Origin of the sequence: Sphingobacterium sp. 1.A.5, from assembly GCF_002734235.1 — a bacterium.
In the GTDB taxonomy this organism is placed as follows: domain Bacteria; phylum Bacteroidota; class Bacteroidia; order Sphingobacteriales; family Sphingobacteriaceae; genus Sphingobacterium; species Sphingobacterium daejeonense.
Genome location: NZ_PEBA01000045.1, coordinates 95456 through 112937, shown reverse-complemented (window position 1 = coordinate 112937; position 17482 = coordinate 95456). Strand labels below are relative to the sequence as shown.

16 protein-coding genes are annotated in these 17482 nt (G+C 38.9%); 8 read left to right on the top strand and 8 right to left on the bottom strand.

The genetic code is table 11. The features are described from left to right. Nucleotides 1-17: 17 nt before the first annotated feature. The 4 genes from bshA (at nucleotide 18) to CRT24_RS14845 (ending at nucleotide 3741) form a co-directional block, all read left to right on the top strand. Nucleotides 18-1166 carry an N-acetyl-alpha-D-glucosaminyl L-malate synthase BshA gene (gene bshA / locus CRT24_RS14860; RefSeq protein ID WP_099372001.1) on the top strand — a complete coding sequence of 383 codons (1149 nt, stop codon included), beginning with the start codon at nucleotides 18-20 and terminating at the stop codon, nucleotides 1164-1166. 53 nt (nucleotides 1167-1219) lie between these two features. After that, complete coding sequence (pyrH, locus tag CRT24_RS14855) at nucleotides 1220-1924, top strand: UMP kinase (RefSeq protein WP_099372000.1); 705 nt, start codon at nucleotides 1220-1222, stop codon at nucleotides 1922-1924. A 28-nt stretch (nucleotides 1925-1952) separates the two neighbouring features. Next, nucleotides 1953-2516 carry a ribosome recycling factor gene (frr, locus tag CRT24_RS14850; RefSeq protein ID WP_099371999.1) on the top strand — a complete coding sequence of 188 codons (564 nt, stop codon included), beginning with the start codon at nucleotides 1953-1955 and terminating at the stop codon, nucleotides 2514-2516. A 229-nt stretch (nucleotides 2517-2745) separates the two neighbouring features. Further along, the gene (locus CRT24_RS14845; protein ID WP_099371998.1) at nucleotides 2746-3741 is read left to right on the top strand and encodes a sugar phosphate isomerase/epimerase; all 996 of its coding nucleotides are present in this window, start codon (nucleotides 2746-2748) and stop codon (nucleotides 3739-3741) included. Between the two features lie 54 nt (nucleotides 3742-3795). Here CRT24_RS14845 and purE read toward each other — a convergent pair whose 3' ends face one another. The 8 genes from purE to glyA form a co-directional block, all read right to left on the bottom strand. Next, nucleotides 3796-4296, bottom strand: a complete 501-nt coding sequence (gene purE / locus CRT24_RS14840; protein ID WP_099371997.1) for a 5-(carboxyamino)imidazole ribonucleotide mutase — start codon at nucleotides 4294-4296, stop codon at nucleotides 3796-3798. Nucleotides 4297-4308: 12 nt separating this feature from the next. Beyond that, a complete protein-coding gene (locus tag CRT24_RS14835; RefSeq protein ID WP_099371996.1) occupies nucleotides 4309-5451 on the bottom strand; it encodes a 5-(carboxyamino)imidazole ribonucleotide synthase in 1143 nt (380 codons plus the stop codon). A 2-nt stretch (nucleotides 5452-5453) separates the two neighbouring features. After that, nucleotides 5454-5969 carry an NADH-quinone oxidoreductase subunit B gene (locus CRT24_RS14830; protein WP_099371995.1) on the bottom strand — a complete coding sequence of 172 codons (516 nt, stop codon included), beginning with the start codon at nucleotides 5967-5969 and terminating at the stop codon, nucleotides 5454-5456. After that, a complete protein-coding gene (locus CRT24_RS14825) occupies nucleotides 5966-6553 on the bottom strand; it encodes an NADH-quinone oxidoreductase subunit A (protein WP_099371994.1) in 588 nt (195 codons plus the stop codon). The genes CRT24_RS14830 and CRT24_RS14825 overlap by 4 nt, the downstream gene beginning before the upstream one ends. Nucleotides 6554-6722: 169 nt before the next feature. Further along, nucleotides 6723-8066: a signal recognition particle protein gene (gene ffh, locus CRT24_RS14820; RefSeq protein ID WP_099371993.1), complete on the bottom strand. Its 1344-nt coding sequence runs from the start codon at nucleotides 8064-8066 to the stop codon at nucleotides 6723-6725. Nucleotides 8067-8288: 222 nt separating this feature from the next. Continuing rightward, nucleotides 8289-8972, bottom strand: a complete 684-nt coding sequence (locus CRT24_RS14815) for a zinc metallopeptidase (RefSeq protein WP_099371992.1) — start codon at nucleotides 8970-8972, stop codon at nucleotides 8289-8291. Nucleotides 8973-9173: 201 nt separating this feature from the next. Next, complete coding sequence (locus tag CRT24_RS14810) at nucleotides 9174-9764, bottom strand: RNA polymerase sigma factor (RefSeq protein ID WP_099371991.1); 591 nt, start codon at nucleotides 9762-9764, stop codon at nucleotides 9174-9176. A 235-nt stretch (nucleotides 9765-9999) separates the two neighbouring features. Next, nucleotides 10000-11271, bottom strand: coding sequence for a serine hydroxymethyltransferase (gene glyA / locus CRT24_RS14805; protein WP_099371990.1), 1272 nt, complete (start codon nucleotides 11269-11271; stop codon nucleotides 10000-10002). A gap of 549 nt (nucleotides 11272-11820) precedes the next feature. On the opposite strand from glyA, the gene CRT24_RS14800 reads away from it, so the two are divergent. The 4 genes from CRT24_RS14800 (at nucleotide 11821) to CRT24_RS14780 (ending at nucleotide 17479) form a co-directional block, all read left to right on the top strand. Further along, nucleotides 11821-12174: an iron-sulfur cluster assembly accessory protein gene (locus CRT24_RS14800; RefSeq protein WP_099371989.1), complete on the top strand. Its 354-nt coding sequence runs from the start codon at nucleotides 11821-11823 to the stop codon at nucleotides 12172-12174. A 796-nt stretch (nucleotides 12175-12970) separates the two neighbouring features. Beyond that, a complete protein-coding gene (gene ileS, locus CRT24_RS14790) occupies nucleotides 12971-16384 on the top strand; it encodes an isoleucine--tRNA ligase (protein WP_099371987.1) in 3414 nt (1137 codons plus the stop codon). 3 nt (nucleotides 16385-16387) lie between these two features. Then, complete coding sequence (locus tag CRT24_RS14785) at nucleotides 16388-16771, top strand: TraR/DksA C4-type zinc finger protein (protein WP_093100778.1); 384 nt, start codon at nucleotides 16388-16390, stop codon at nucleotides 16769-16771. A 57-nt stretch (nucleotides 16772-16828) separates the two neighbouring features. Continuing rightward, the gene (locus CRT24_RS14780) at nucleotides 16829-17479 is read left to right on the top strand and encodes a lipoprotein signal peptidase (RefSeq protein WP_099371986.1); all 651 of its coding nucleotides are present in this window, start codon (nucleotides 16829-16831) and stop codon (nucleotides 17477-17479) included. The last annotated feature ends 3 nt before the right edge of the window (nucleotides 17480-17482 follow it).

The window sequence follows — 17482 nt, the reverse complement described above, 5'->3', positions numbered from 1 at the left end:
GAAAGAAAACAGAACTTATGAAAATAGGCATTGTATGTTATCCTACCTTTGGGGGCAGTGGAGTTGTAGCAACCGAATTAGGTAAAGCATTGGCTAACAATGGGCATCAGGTCCATTTTATTACCTATAGTCAGCCTGCAAGGTTAGACTTTTTCTCAGAGAATTTATTTTACCATGAGGTAGCAATCAATCAATACCCTTTATTTGATTTTCCTCCTTACGAAACAGCTTTGGCAAGTAAACTAGTGGATGTAGTCCGATTTGAAGGACTAGACTTACTCCATGTACATTATGCCATTCCACATGCCTCAGTAGCATTTTTAGCAAAACAAATCCTAAAAACTTACGGCATCAATATCCCTGTAGTTACCACACTTCATGGTACGGACATTACATTAGTGGGCAAGGACAAGAGCTTTAGTCCTGTTGTTACCTTCTCCATAAATCAATCAGACGGGGTTACAACAGTTTCTGAAAACTTGAAAGAACAAACCCTAGAATATTTTGATGTACACAATGGAATTAAGGTTATCCCCAATTTTATTGACCTACAGCGGTTCCATAATAAAAACCACGAGCACTTTAAAAAAGCAATTGCGCCAAACCATGAAAGGATTATTGTACACACCTCAAATTTCAGAAAAGTAAAAAGGGTTGAGGATGTGGTTCGTATTTTCCATAAAGTAACCCAACAGGTTCCCAGTAAGCTACTAATGGTTGGAGATGGTCCTGAACGTCGCAATGCTGAAGAATTGGCTAGGGAATTAGGAATCACCGACAGCATCCGTTTCCTGGGTAAACAGGATGCCATAGAAGAGATCTTGTCTATTGCCGATTTATTCTTGATGCCTTCAGGTTCGGAGTCCTTTGGATTAGCCGCTTTGGAAGCCATGGCATGTAAGGTACCGGTCGTTTCTTCAAATACTGGTGGTCTACCTGAGTTAAATAAAGAAGGGTTTAGTGGATTTTTGAGCGATGTTGGTGATATTGATGATATGGCAAAAAATTCAATCTACATATTGGAAGATTGCCAACGATTAAATGAATTTAAAGAAAACGCTTTGCAACGTGCTAAGGACTTTGAATTGAGCAAAATCGTACCAATCTATGAGAATTTTTATTCTGAGGTTATTGAAAAGGTAAAAAAAGGAAACATTTCTAATTAATCGCAAGCAAAAAGTCATATCTTTGGCTTTTGGAACTACTCCAAAAAGCAAATATGAAATACAAACGCATACTACTTAAACTTAGTGGCGAAGCTTTAATGGGCGAGCAAAGCTACGGTATCGACATTAATCGTGTTGCACAATACGCAAAAGACATTCAGGAACTTCATAGTTTAGGCATGGAAATCGCCATCGTCATCGGTGGTGGTAATATCTACCGTGGCCTAAGTGCTGAAAAAGCAGGGATGGACCGTGTTCAAGCGGATTACATGGGAATGTTAGCAACCGTAATCAACTCTATGGCTCTTCAAGATGCGCTAGAAAAGGTTGGAATAAAAACCCGTCTGTTGACAGCCATCAAAATGGAGCAAATCTGTGAACCATTTATTCGCAGAAGAGCTGTGCGTCACTTAGAGAAAGGCCGTATCGTAATCTTCGGAGCAGGAACTGGGAACCCTTACTTCACCACCGATACTGCAGCCTCTCTACGTGCCATTGAAATCAATGCTGATGCAGTATTAAAAGGAACTCGTGTAGATGGAATCTATACCGCAGATCCAGAAAAAGATCCAACAGCGAAGAAATTTGACCATATCTCTTTTACCGATGTCTACGAAAAAGGACTCAACGTTATGGATATGACAGCATTTACGCTTTGCCAAGAAAACAACCTACCTATTATCGTTTTCGACATGAACAAACCAGGAAACCTATTGAAATTGGCAAATGGTGAACATGTAGGAACAGTGGTTAGTTAACAATTTAAAGCAAATAATAAATCAAGATATGAACGAATTAATTTCACTTCAACTGGACGACTGCAAAGATGGTATGACGAAAGCTGTAGCTCATACAGAATCTGAGTTAACAAAGATTCGTGCAGGTAAAGCTAGTCCTGGTATGCTTGATGGAATTTATGTTGATTACTATGGAACTTCTACAGCTCTATCGCAAGTCAGCAACATAAACACACCAGATGCAAGAACCATCGTAGTACAACCATGGGAAAAAAACCTCCTTCAAACTATTGAAAAGGCTATCATGGACTCAAATATTGGACTGAACCCGCAAAATGACGGATCAATTATCCGCTTAGCTGTTCCTCCTCTTACTGAAGAACGTCGTCGTGATTTAGTAAAAAAAGTTAAAGAAGAAACTGAAAAAGGTCGAGTAGCTATTCGTAACATCCGTAAAGAAAGCAACGAAGCCATCAAAAAACTTAAAAATGACGGTGCTTCTGAAGACGAAATCAAAGTAGGCGAAGGTGAAGTACAAAAACTTACCGATAATTTTATCGCTAAAGTTGATCAATTAGCAGAATTGAAAGAAAAAGATATCATGACTCTGTAGTCTTAAAACTAAAAATCTCAGAGTTATTTCTAAAAAAGATAATTATCAAAAATTGATAATTATCTTTTTTTTATGCCGTATACTGTTAAAACCTAGGCTGATGTATTATTAAAGAATGCTATGCATCAATAAAGTTCTAGCGAACCTCAGCTCAGAAGTAGAACTATTTAAAAAATGAACTTCATTATTCAAAAATTTAGCTATATTCATTTATTAAAAAACATTCTGCATGACACAATCAAGAAGAAATTTCCTAAAGCTTGCGAGCATGGGATTAGTTGGCGGTCTTGTTGCTCCTCACTTGATTTCTTGCGAAAGCATGAATAAGAAGTCAGGTTCTCCACTTAAAAACATCGGTTTACAGTTATTCACCCTTCGCGATCTACTATCGCAAAACCCTCAAGAAGTATTAAAATCAGTTTCCAAAATCGGCTATACTCATGTCGAAACATACGGTGCTGACCCTAATACCGGAACCTTCTGGGGCGTTGCTGTTGATGAACTCAAGAAAGCATTGAATGACAACAACCTGAAAACGCATAGTGGACACTATGATTTGGGCAAATACCTAGACAAAGACAGCTCTGATAAAGAAAATATTGAAAAGTATATTGAAATTGCGCATAATCTGGGACAGGAATACATTATCGCTCCAGTACCACCAATGCACAAATTGAATAAACTGAACCAATCAGACTACCAATACATGGCCGAACAATTGAACAAGGCTGGGGAAATGTCCAAAAAGGCTGGTATCACTATGGGATACCATAACCACTTTTGGGAATTCAAAGAATTCGGAAATGGAACAAATGGACTAGATGTCCTATTGGCATTCACTGAAAAAGATTTGGTAGCATTTGAACTCGACATGTTCTGGATCACTAAGGCTGGCGCAAGTCCGCAATCTTACTTTGAAAAACATCCTGGACGATTCCCATTATGGCATATCAAAGATATGGACAGAGCGTTCTCAACTCCTTTGGACATCAACAAGGTGGATCCTAAAACTGGAAAAAGAGATACTTTGGACCTAATGGAAACCATGAAAAGCATAAAATATACGGAAGTTGGAAGCGGAAGCATTAACTTTATTAATCTTCAGCAATTTACCAATGAAAGTGGACTCAAATACGCATTCGTTGAACAGGATGATATCTATTCACCTGACAAGTATGCTAGTATTAAAAAGAGCTACGACTACGTACAAAAGAACTTTAAATAAAATAAAAAAGGCGGAAAAATATTTTTCCGCCTTTATATTTTTAGAATCAGAAGATTAAAAAACCAAGCGTTCTACCTCTTCAGCGCTTTCTTCAACTTTATCTCTCAGTTCATTCTTGAATTCCTGGATTCTAGCTACCAAGCTATCATCACTTGTTGCCAAGATCTGAGCGGCCAAAATACCTGCATTTTTTGCGGCATTTAAAGCGACTGTAGCAACCGGAATACCATTTGGCATCTGTAAGATTGAAAGTACAGAATCCCAACCATCAATGGAATTAGATGACTTCACAGGAACACCAATAACTGGTAATGTAGTGATAGATGCTACCATTCCCGGAAGATGTGCAGCACCACCAGCACCAGCGATAATAACTTTTATCCCCCTGCTAGCAGCTTGTTCCGCAAAATCAAACATACGTTTTGGAGTACGATGTGCAGAAACTATAGTCAGTTCAAAGGCTACACCTAAATATTTTAAAACTTCAATGGCATCCTGCATGACTGGCAAGTCAGACTTGCTACCCATAATAACCGATACTTTTGCGTTTTCCATTTTATCTTATAATTATGCTATTACTTTAATCAATTCCTGAACTTTGCGTGCATTCTCAATTGCTGTTGCACGATCTTGGTTAACAATCGTTACGTGCCCCATTTTACGGAATGGCTTGGTATATTTTTTACCATACAAATGTACATAAACACCGTCGATTGCTAATGCTTCCTCAATACCTTCGTATTTCGCCAACCCTTCATAACCCTCCTCACCTAACAAGTTCACCATAATCGCATTTGCCCTAGACTCCGTATTCCCCAAAGGCAAATTAAAGATCGCCCTCAAGTGCTGACCAAATTGTGAGGTGAAATTACCTTCAATGGTTTGATGACCGGAATTATGGGGACGTGGTGCCAATTCATTAACTAAAATATCACCCTCCTTGGTCAAGAACATCTCAACAGCCAAAACGCCTACAATCTGTAAATCGTTGGCAATTTTCATCGCAATGCTCTCCGCTTTGGATTGGATATCAAAAGAATAGGTAGATGGAGAAATCAGGAATTCTACTAAGTTTGCTTGAGGATTAAACTCCATTTCTACCATCGGGAATGTTGCCATATCTCCTTTGTCATTTCTAGCCACCATCACCGCGATCTCCTTTTCAAAGTCTACCAGTTCTTCAACGATACTAGGCGCATCAAACGCATCTGCAAAATCAGCTGAAGAATTGATTTTCTTAACACCCTTGCCATCGTATCCATCCTTGCGCAATTTTTGAATATATGGCAATTGGATTTGACAGTTCGTCAAACCTTCTCTATTGGAAACAAATTGAAAGGCGGAAGTTGGGATGTCATTTTGTTTAAAGAATTGTTTTTGCAATCCTTTATCCTGAATTAAGCGGATAACTCTAGATTGAGGGAATACGAGTACCCCTTCATTTTCCAAAGCCTCCAATGCCTCCACATTTACCTTTTCGATCTCAATCGTCACCATATCCAAATCCTTACCAAAATTGTATACGGTATCATAATCTGAAAGTGAACCCACTTCAAATTGATTGCACAATTTCTTACAAGGTGCATTTGGATCAGGATCCAAAACATGAATGTTAACATTAAAGTTTATTGCTTCCTGGATCAGCATACGACCTAATTGGCCTCCGCCTAAAATCCCTAGGCGCAAATCACCATAAAAATCTTTCGCCATAATTATACTTGCTCAACCTCCGTCGGAAAAATATCCCCCTTCAGTAAAGACTGTTCTTCTATTTTCTTTTGTAATTCTAAAAATGCACCTATCAGTGCCTCTGGTCGTGGTGGACATCCCTGCACGTAAACGTCAACTGGAATGATTTTGTCAACCCCCTTCACAACATGATAACCGTGCTGCCAATACGGACCGCCGCAATCTGAACAAGAACCCATCGAAATAACATATTTCGGATCAGGCATCTGTTCATACAATCGCTTAATACGATCTGCCATCTTGAACGTTACAGTACCTGCAATGATCATCACATCAGACTGCCTTGGTGAGGGACGTGGAAAAACTCCTAACCGGTCCAAATCATAGGTTGCAGCCATAGCACCCATCATCTCAATCGCACAACAGGCAATACCAAAACTAATTGGCCACATCGAAGAAAGACGTGCCCAATTGAGAAGGTCATCCATCTTGGCGATAATAACTCCATCACGTTGTTGCAATTGCTTATCTAAACTCATGATTCTGAATTAGGTTTCTTGAACTTAGGTTTAAATCCCATCTTAACTGGGGAAGCCGCCTTTTCAGCTAATACTTCCTGAATTTCCTGCTCCCTAAAATCCCGGACCTCATATTTCCTTGAATTCAAATCTTCATACGCTGAAGATGGTATTCCAACCGGAACGGTAGGCTTTTGATGTGTAGGTTTTATCCAACTGATATCTCCACTCTTCCAAACATAAAGCAAACCAATAATCAAGACGCCCAAGAATATGGCCATTTCAATCAAGGTAAACCAGCCCCATCTTGAATCTGCAGCAATAAATTCAGCATTCCCAAAAACTGTAGCCCATGGAAAAATGAAAATCAACTCCACATCAAACAGCAGGAAAACTAAAGCAATAACGTAAAAACGAGGGTTAAATTGAACCCAAGAAGTTCCTGTGGTCTCTTCACCACACTCGTAAGTACTCAGCTTAATAGGATTAGGGTTTTTGGGCGACAGAATTCGTGCTAAGAATATGGTGGCACAAACCAATACGATACCAATGATAGCCATTAAGAGTATCTTACCATATTCCGATATCTGCCCGGGGTCGTCCATGTTGCAAAATTAACAATTAATTTAAATTGTTTGAAAGGATTTTAGCTTTCTTGGCTAATCAATGTATACTAATATACAAAAGAACTCGCCAATCAATATGTAATAAATAAAAAAGGTTGCAGATTTTGCTGCAACCTATATCTTATTTCAAGATGTAAATAACATCTTGTTAGAATGGTTTGCCTGGCATTTTTGGCATATTGCGCATCATCTTCGCTGCCATTCCAGGATTTGACATCTGTTTCATTACTTTACGCATATCTGAGAACTGCTTCATCAATTTGTTAACCTCATCGATACTAGTTCCTGAACCTTTCGCAATACGATTTCTACGTTTTTGATCGATTGCATCTGGGTTTTCACGCTCAAACGGAGTCATAGAATCAATGATAGCCTCAATAGGTTTGAATGCATCATCATCAATCTCAACATCCTTGATTGCTTTTCCAACGCCGGGAATCATACCCATCAAATCCTTCATGTTACCCATCTTCTTAATCTGCTTGATCTGTGATTTGAAGTCGTTGAAATCAAATTTATTTTTGCGGATCTTTTTCTGAAGTTCTGCAGCTTCTTTTTCGTCAAATTGTTGTTGTGCACGTTCTACCAAGGATACAACGTCACCCATCCCTAAAATACGGGATGCCATACGATCTGGGTGGAAGACATCCAATGCCTCCATTTTCTCACCCGTACCGATAAATTTGATTGGTTTATTGACCACCGATTTAATCGATAAGGCAGCACCACCACGAGTATCACCATCTAATTTGGTCAATACTACACCCGTGAAATCCAAACGGTCATTGAAGGCCTTTGCCGTATTAACAGCATCTTGACCAGTCATGGAGTCAACAACAAATAGGATCTCGTGAGGTTGAGTAGCTTCCTTTACAGCAGTAATCTCATTCATCAAAGCCTCATCAATAGCTAGACGACCAGCTGTATCGATGATAACAATGTTATTTCCGTTTCTCTTAGCTTCCTCAACACCGGCAACAGCAATACCAATTGGATCAGTAGACTCACGATCTACATATACTGGAACACCAACTTGTTGACCTAATACTTCCAATTGATCAATCGCAGCAGGACGGTAAACGTCACCAGCAACCAATAATGGCTTCTTGTTTTTCGATGCTTTCAAGAAATTAGCAAGTTTACCCGAAAAAGTAGTCTTACCAGCACCATTCAGACCAGCAATCAAAATAATAGTCGGATTCTTCGTGATCTCCAGTTCGGTAACTGTACCACCCATCAATTCCGTCAGCTCATCATTCATGATCTTGGTCAATAATTGACCCGGAGAAATGCTGTTCAATACGTTCTGACCTAAAGCCTTAACTTTAACTTCGTCCGTAAATGATTTTGCAGTCTTGTAGTTCACATCGGCATCCAATAATGCCTTGCGAATTTCCTTCATCGTTTCCGCAACGTTGATCTCCGTAATATTACCCTGCCCCTTTAAAACCTTAAAGGCTCTGTCTAATTTATCCTGTAGATTTGAAAACATCTTTTAACTTTCTATTAATCAATACTTTGCTTAACAGACAGTGAACAACTGTCCATTCTTGATAAACACCTGATTTGACTTTATCCTACAAATATAGCTTTTTGCTTTTTTAATTTCAGATTTGTATGCAATATGGCGCCCTATTATTGCAGTTTTTTATAGATAATCACAATAAAAGCCAAGACCTTTCGATCTTGGCTTATCATTATATTTTTTTGATTATTAATCTCTTCTTCCGAATAGAATCGATGCATAGTACAACAAAGTAACTAAGGCAGAAAGTGCAGCGACAACATAAGTCATGGCAGCCCATTTCAAGGCATCTTTAGCTCCATCATGTTCTTCGGTACTATGGGTAATACGTGAAGCATTCAACCAAGCCAAGGCACGGTTAGAAGCATCAAACTCTACTGGCAATGTAATAAAACTGAACAAGGTCGTCAGCGCCAATGCTCCAACTCCTATTGCCAGTACATAAACATTTCCTGAAAATGCCATCATGATTACACCAATCATCAACACCCACGTCGTCAAACGAGATGCTACACTAACGATTGGCACCATTGCGGAACGAAATTGCAACCAAGAATAAGCGGTAGCATGTTGAACAGCGTGGCCACATTCGTGGGCAGCAACCGCAGCAGCCGCAACCGAACGACCATGATAAACATCAGGGCTCAAGTTCACGGTCCTGTTTGCAGGATTGTAGTGGTCTGTTAATTGACCTTCCACAGAAATGACCTGAACATCGTTGATTCCATTATCATTTAACATCTTTTGAGCAATCTCAGCCCCCGATAGCCCTGATGACAATGGCATCTCCGAGTATTTCTTAAACTTATTTTTGAATATAAACTGAACTATCCAGCTTACAACCATTATTCCGATAAAAATTATCCAATACATATCTTTAATATCTTATATTCTTTTTCAATTATACTATCAAAACTAATTCCAATACTGTTATCCCTACAAAGAAAGAAAAAAATAGCACTAAAACAAGTCGAAATGTACATAAAATAGACAAATTGACAGAAATCAAACCAAATGTACAGACATGAAAAAGGCCCGCAATACTTGCAGGCCTTTTCTATTTATCCTATTTAATTATCCTAATTGAAACATCATGTTATTCTCCTCAATCATTTTCCGAAGATTACTCAATGCATATCTCATCCTTCCCAATGCTGTGTTGATGCTTACTTCTGTAATATCGGCAATATCCTTAAAGCTCATATCACAGAAAAGGCGCATGATCAATACTTCTTTTTGATCATCCGGAAGTAGTTGAATGATTTTCTTAAGGTCAACATCGCGTTGGTCCTTTACCATTTTCATCTCTACACTGTCATCCGAGAATTGCAATACTTCAAAGATATCGAAGCCGTCATTGTTTACTACATTTGGCGCTCGCTTCTCTCTTCTGAAATGGTCAATCACCATGTTGTGAGCAATACGCATGACCCAAGGAAGAAACTTTCCCTCATCATTGTATCTGCCTGCTTTCAGGGTATTGATTACCTTGATGAATGTCTCTTGAAATATATCCTCAGCAAGGTATTGATCCTTTACTTGATGATATATTGATGTATAGATTTTCGTTTTATAACGTTCTAATAGCACTTGTAAGGCTCTCTCTTCACCTTTTACATACGCTTGGACCAATTCCTGGTCACTCTTTTTATTCAATAGTTTCATAATTATGCCTCCACAAATCTTGTAAGAGTTTTCTATGTCTTTGTAATATTTTAGTTTAAGCGTAGTCGTGTTCCGATAGGCATTTTGTTTAAAGTTGTCAAATCAAAGAGAACTAAAATTTCCGATTATTCAAAAAAAGGTTAGGTATTTTAACATTTCTTCACATTCAATTTTTATCACAAAAATGGCTCCAAAGTTATCCCTTGGAGCCACATAATTGTTATTTCTTACTCTATTATTTATATAGAGGGAATTGCGCCATCATTCCCTTCACTTTTCCGTGGATACGGTCAAGCGCAGCATTGTCCGAACGACTGTTCAATGCCTCATCGATCAATTCACCGATCTGAACGATTTCGTTCTCTTTAATGCCGCGAGTTGTAATCGCTGCAGTACCGAAACGAACACCTGAAGTAACGAATGGTGAACGTGTATCGAAAGGAACCATGTTTTTGTTGGTCGTGATACCTGCTAGTTCTAAAACTGCTTCAGCTTCTTTACCTGAAATATCTTTGTTTCTCAAGTCAACCAACATTAAGTGGTTATCAGTACCTCCGGAAATGATTTTGTAATCTTTATCCACAAAGAACTGAGCTAATGCAGCTGCATTAGATTTTACTTGTTTGATGTACTGTAAATAATCATCAGAAAGAGCTTCACCGTATGCGATTGCTTTAGCAGCAATTGTGTGCTCCAATGGACCACCTTGAGTTCCTGGGAAAACAGCAAGATCTAATAACTGCGTAATAGTACGTGTCTCACCTTTTGGAGTTTTGATGCCCCAAGGATTTTCAAAGTCCTTACCCACCATGATCATACCTCCACGAGGACCACGCAATGTTTTGTGCGTCGTTGTGGTAACGATATGACAGTGAGGAAGTGGATCGTTCAATAACCCACGAGCGATCAATCCAGCAGGGTGAGAGATATCAGCAATTACTAGAGCACCGATTTCATCAGCTACCTTACGGATACGCGCATAATCCCAATCACGAGAATAAGCAGATGCGCCTACGATTATCACTTTTGGTTTTTCACGACGAGCAGTTTCTTCAAGCTGTTCGTAATCGATCAAACCTGTATCTTCTTTCACACCATAGAACAATGGTTGATATAATTTTCCTGAGAAGTTAGCTGGAGAACCATGTGTCAAGTGACCACCATGGCTAAGATCGAATCCTAAGATTTTGTCACCTGGTTTCAAGATTGCCAAGAATACCGCAGCATTTGCTTGTGCGCCAGAGTGTGGCTGAACGTTCACCCATTCAGCACCAAATAGTTCTTTAGCACGGTCAATTGCGATAGTTTCGATTTTATCGACTACTTCACAACCACCATAGTAACGTTTTCCTGGTAGGCCTTCTGCGTATTTGTTTGTCAAAACAGAACCAGCGGCTTCCATAACCTGCTTGCTAACAAAGTTTTCCGAAGCGATAAGCTCAATACCTTCTTCTTGGCGTTTCAGCTCGTCGGCAATTAGATTAAAAATGGATTGATCTCTTTCCATATTGCTATTCTTTATTGGGGATATTAAAATTTCAATTTTGTTGCAAATATAGATAATTACAAAGAAACAGGCTTATAATTACCTAAATTTCTCTGATGTTTTTTAATAATTACAATTTTTACAACACCCACCCCGACTTGTACTAACAATGACGGGCCGTTAAGCCTATGCTTACCTAGCCACAGGGCCTTGTTATCAAATAATTCTTGAGCTGCTCATGCTATACTCTTGTTCCACTCTCCTTCCACTCTCCTTCCACTCTGAGTCCTCTTTCGTTCGCACCTTGTTCGGACCTCGTTCGGATGTATCCCGAAGCAGCTCCGAACAAGGTCCGAACGAAGTCCGAACAAGAGACGAATGAGAGTGGAAGAAGGTAGGACGGAGAGTGGAAGGAAAGGTGAAGGAAGGCAGCACACGTGCTTACAGGCATCCGCACAACTCTTGCGCTAGCATCTTTGAGTGTTTATCCTGTGTCAAAATAAGATGCTGTTTTAAAAGAGAGTTTAAAATTGTGTATTTTTGTAAAAGTAAATTTTAGAGGAATTCAATATGGCTTCAGATAATTTGACAGCTGTGGCTCCGGTTACTTTGACCGAAGGCGCATTAAGTGAACTAAACAAACTGATCGACCAACAAGAGATAAGTGAAGATTTCGGTCTTCGTATTGGTGTTGAAGGTGGTGGTTGTTCGGGAATGAGCTACATTTTGGGGTTCGACCAAAAGAAGGACGGCGATACAGAATATAATATTCAGGGTATCCGTGTTTTCATGAACAAAGCTCATGGTCTATATTTAGCTGGGATGGAGATTGACTTCAAGAATGGCTTGGATGCTCGCGGATTTACGTTCAACAATCCAAATGCTACAAGTACATGCGGTTGCGGAAGCAGCTTCTCAGCATAAAGAAAATGCCGAAAAAAGGATTCGCCATGCGAATGACGATTAGTTTCGCGAGTGAGATCACCCAAAAATCTGTTGTTTAATTTTTCTCCGGCGGAGAAAACTATCGAAACAGTCAAAATGGCGAAGCCTTTTTTGAAACTAGATGTGAGATATTAGATGTGAGATGTGAGATATTAAAACGGATATGAGATGTGAGATGTGAGAAGTGAGATATTAAAACGGATATGAGATGTGAGATGTGAGAAGTGAGATATTATATTTAATACCCCTCATGTCTTCTATCACTTTACTAAAATTTCATATCTAAATCTTGAAATAGTCAGGGTATATCGCAATTTTCAATACTCCTATTTCAAATCCTAAAATCAGATCGCCATATTCAAACCTCTTTCTTGCACAATTTTTATTGCAAATCGCAAGTCCGAAAGCCAAATCGCAAATCCCACTCCCTTTCTGGCACCCCTTCTATCGCAAATCGTATATCTCACATCCCATATCCAATATTCAAATCTCTTTCTGACACCCTTCCTATCGCAAATCTCAAATCTCATATCTCAAATCGCCTATTGGCACCCTTCCTATCGCAAATCTCATATCTCACATCCCATATCCAATATTCAAATCTCTTTCTGACACCCTTCCTATCGCAAATCTCATATCTCACATCTCAAATCCTAAAATCAGATCGCCTTCTAGCACCCCTTCTATCGCAAATCTCAAATCTCATATCTCATATCCATTTTCCAAACTTTTTCACTAAATTAGCGACCTTTAAAAAACAGAATTAGATTACGTGATGTATAAGGAATATAAGCAGTTAAATCTTTCAGAAATCGGCAAGGAAGTATTAAAACGTTGGGAGACCAATGACATCTTTGCGAAGAGTATATCCAATCGACCAGCAAGCAAACCGTATACTTTTTATGAAGGTCCTCCTTCGGCAAATGGTATGCCTGGTATCCACCATGTTATGGCTAGGACGATCAAGGATATTTTCTGCCGTTATAAGACTTTAAAAGGATATCAAGTTAAACGTAAAGGTGGTTGGGATACGCATGGATTGCCAATTGAGCTTGCGGTTGAGAAAACTTTGGGAATCACGAAAGAAGATATTGGGAAGAAAATTTCTGTTGAAGAGTATAATGATGCCTGCCGCAAGGAAGTCATGAAATATACAGATGTATGGAATGACCTAACTCAAAAAATGGGCTATTGGGTAGATCTTGAGCACCCTTATATTACTTATCAAAACGAATACATCGAAACATTATGGTTCTTGTTGAAAGACCTATATAAAAAAGGGCTTTTATACAAAGGCTATACCATCCAACCTTTCTCTCCTGCTGCAGGAACTGGATTAAGTTCGCACGAACTGAACCAACCCGGCACATACAAGGATGTGAAGGACACCACTATCGTTGCTGAGTTCCGCTTGGACAAACAACAAATCCATCCTATGATGGAGCGATTGGTAGAAAATCCGGATGAAGATGTTGTATTCCTTGCTTGGACTACTACTCCATGGACTCTACCTGGGAATAGCGCATTGACTGTTGGCAAGAATATAGATTATGTAAAAATCAAAACCTTCAACCAATATACTGGAACAGCTGTTTCTGTGATTTTGGCCAAAAACTTGATTTCAAAACATTTTAAAGCAGATGGACAACAGGTTTCATTCCAAGATTATAAGTTTGGTGATAAATTAATTCCTTGGGAAATCGTTGAAGAATTCAAAGGTTCAGAAATTGAAGGATTACGTTATCATCAATTATTGCCGTATATAACTTCAGAGGAATTGTTAGAAAAAGCTTTCCGAGTGATCTTGGGTGACTTCGTAACGACTGAAGATGGTACAGGTATCGTTCATACCTCGCCTACCTATGGTGCGGATGACTTTAGAGTTGCTAAGGAAAATGGTATTCCTTCCATCATGGTAAAAGATGAAAACGGCAAGGAAGTTCCAACAGTAGACCGCACGGGTCGTTTTGTAAAGGAAATCACTGATTTTGCAGGACGTTTTGTAAAAGAGGAATACTACTCTGATGAAGAACGTGCTGATAAAGACTTCCGTCCTACAGATGTTTTGATAGCTATCAAATTAAAAGAGGAAAACAAGGCATTTGATGTCAAGAAATATGAGCACACCTACCCTCATTGTTGGCGTACTGACAAACCGGTATTATATTATCCATTGGATAGCTGGTTTATCAAGACGACCGCTGTAAAAGATGAAATGGTTGCTTTGAATAAAACCATCAACTGGAAACCTGAAGCTACAGGTACCGGTCGTTTTGGAAATTGGCTGGAAAACTTAGTTGACTGGAACCTATCACGTTCTCGTTACTGGGGTACACCATTACCAATCTGGAGAAGCGAAGATGAAAATGAAGAGATCTGTATCGGTTCTATGCCGGAATTGAAATCTTATTTGGAGGCTTCCGTAAATTCAGATGTCCTTTCTGCAGAGGAAAAAGCAACCAATCAATCTTATTTGGACAAATTTGGTACTGATGAATTGGATTTACATAGACCTTATGTAGATGATATTGTTTTGGTTTCGGAAGGTGGTCAGAAACTATTCCGCGAGCCAGATTTGATTGATGTGTGGTTTGATTCGGGAGCTATGCCTTATGCACAGTGGGGTTTAGATTACGATAAACTGGAAAAAGGAGAAGCATTACCGTTTAAAGACGAGTATTTTTCAGCTTTCCCTGCAGACTTTATCGCTGAGGGGGTTGATCAAACTCGTGGTTGGTTCTTTACCTTGCATGCTATTTCAACGATGGTCCGTGGTTCCGTTGCATTCAAGAACGTTGTTTCAAATGGTTTGGTATTGGACAAAAACGGTAACAAGATGTCAAAACGTCTTGGAAACGGTGTTGATCCATTCGCTACTATCGAACAATATTCTGCTGATGCCACTCGCTGGTATATGATCAGCAACGCTGCTCCTTGGGATAATTTGAAATTCAATGTCGAAGGATTGGATGAAGTTCGTCGTAAATTCTTTGGAACATTATATAATACCTATGCATTCTTTGCATTGTATGCTAACATCGACAAGTTTAGCTATGCTGAACCAGAAATCCCTATCAATCAACGTCCAGAAATTGACCGTTGGATTATCTCTTTGTTGAACAGTTTGAGCAAAGAGGTAGATGAATATTATGCGGATTATGAACCTACGAAAGCAGCTCGAGCAATTCAGAGTTTTGTAGACGAGCATTTGAGTAACTGGTATGTTCGTTTATGTCGCAGACGTTTCTGGAAAGGTGAATATACGGAGGACAAAATCTCAGCTTATCAAACATTATATACCTGTTTAGATACTGTTGCTAAATTAATTGCTCCAATTTCACCATTCTTTGCAGACCAGCTTTATCTAGACTTAAATGCTGCAACTGGCAAAGAGTCTTTTGAATCGGTTCACTTGGCAGATTATCCAGCATATCATGCTGAGTTAGTAGACAAGGAATTAGAAGAACGTATGGCATTGGCTCAAGATATTTCATCATTGACACTTTCTTTAAGAAAGAAAACAGGTATCAATGTAAGACAACCATTGAGCAAAATATTGGTTCCAGTATTGGACAGTTCTTTCCAATCTAAGGTTGAGAAAGTAAAAGATTTGATTTTATCTGAAACAAATATCAAGGATATTGAATTTATTACTGACACTACAGGAATTATCAAGAAAAAGGTAAAACCAAACTTCAAAGCCCTTGGTGCCAAGGTTGGTAAGGACATGAAGGTTGTAGCTGCCGCGATCCAAGGCTTGAGTGGTTCGGAGATCCAGGAATTGGAAAACGTGGGTTCGATTAAGTTAAATGGCACGGAATATGTAATCAGCAGTGAAGATGTCGAAATTATCGCAGAAGATGTTGAGGGTTGGCAGGTTGCGAATTTAGGAAAATTAACGGTAGCATTGGATGTTCATATTTCGTCAGAGTTAAAGTCGGAGGGTATTGCTAGAGAGCTAATTAACCGCATTCAAAACCTTCGAAAAGAGAAGGGATTTGAAGTAACTGACCGAATAAAAGTAACCTTAAGTCAAAATACTGAAATTCAACAAGCTGTAGATAATAATTTCTCGTATATTTGTACGGAAATTTTGGCCGACAGTCTCAATTTCGATGGTGGACTGGCAAATGGAGATGCCATCGATATTGACGGAGAGAATTTATTGCTATCAATAGAAAAAATTTAAAGTATGGGAAACACAGAGAAAACAAGGTACAGTGATGCTGAATTACAAGAGTTTAAAGCAATAATTCTTGAGAAGTTGCGCATAGCTAGAGAAGAGCTAACTTCTTTAACTACTTCTTTAAGCAATAGCAATGCGAATGGAACTGATGATACAGCAGGTACTTACAAAACATTAGAAGACGGTTCAGCGACATTGGAGAAAGAACAAATCAACCAATTAGCTGCACGCCAAAAGAAATTCATTGACAATCTTGAAGCTGCTTTAGTGCGTATTGAAAACAAGACTTACGGGATCTGCAGAGAAACCGGAAAGTTGATTCAAAAGGAAAGATTAAAAGCAGTACCTCATACGACATTGAGTATCGAGGCAAAAAACAAACAATATTAAGCAAAAGATTAACTGAATGGTCTTTGCACTAAAAAGCAAAGACCATTTTTATGCGATATGAAAGGATATACGAAGCCAATTTTACTAATTGTTATCATCTTACTAGTAGATCAAATCTCAAAGTTCTGGGTAAAATTAAATATGACCATTGGTCAGGATTTTAAAGTATTGGGTGATAAGTTTTTAATCCATTTTATTGAAAATCCAGGGATGGCATATGGGATGGAATTCGGAGGTGAATATGGCAAATTATTTCTTAGTGTGTTTCGTATCATTGCAGTTGTAGGTATTGGCTATGGCTTGCACTATATGGTCAAGAACAAATACAACCGAGGTTTTATCCTGAATGTAGCCTTAATTTTTGCTGGAGCTTTAGGTAATATAATCGACAGTGCTTTTTATGGTATGATCTTTAGTGAGAGTACTCCATTCTCAAAAGCTGTTTTATTCCCTGAAGGTGGCGGATATGCATCTTTCCTACATGGCAAAGTAGTGGATATGCTTTATTTTCCATTATTGAGTGGCACCTTCCCTACTTGGTTCCCGATTTGGGGCGGTGAAGATTTTCTGTTCTTCCGTCCTGTTTTTAACATCGCAGACTCTGCAATTTCTGTCGGTGTATTTTTAATCTTGATCTTCCAAAAAAGATATTTTAAAGAGGAACATGATGAAAAAACGAATGTTAACAGCGAGATAGTCGAAGATTAGCTT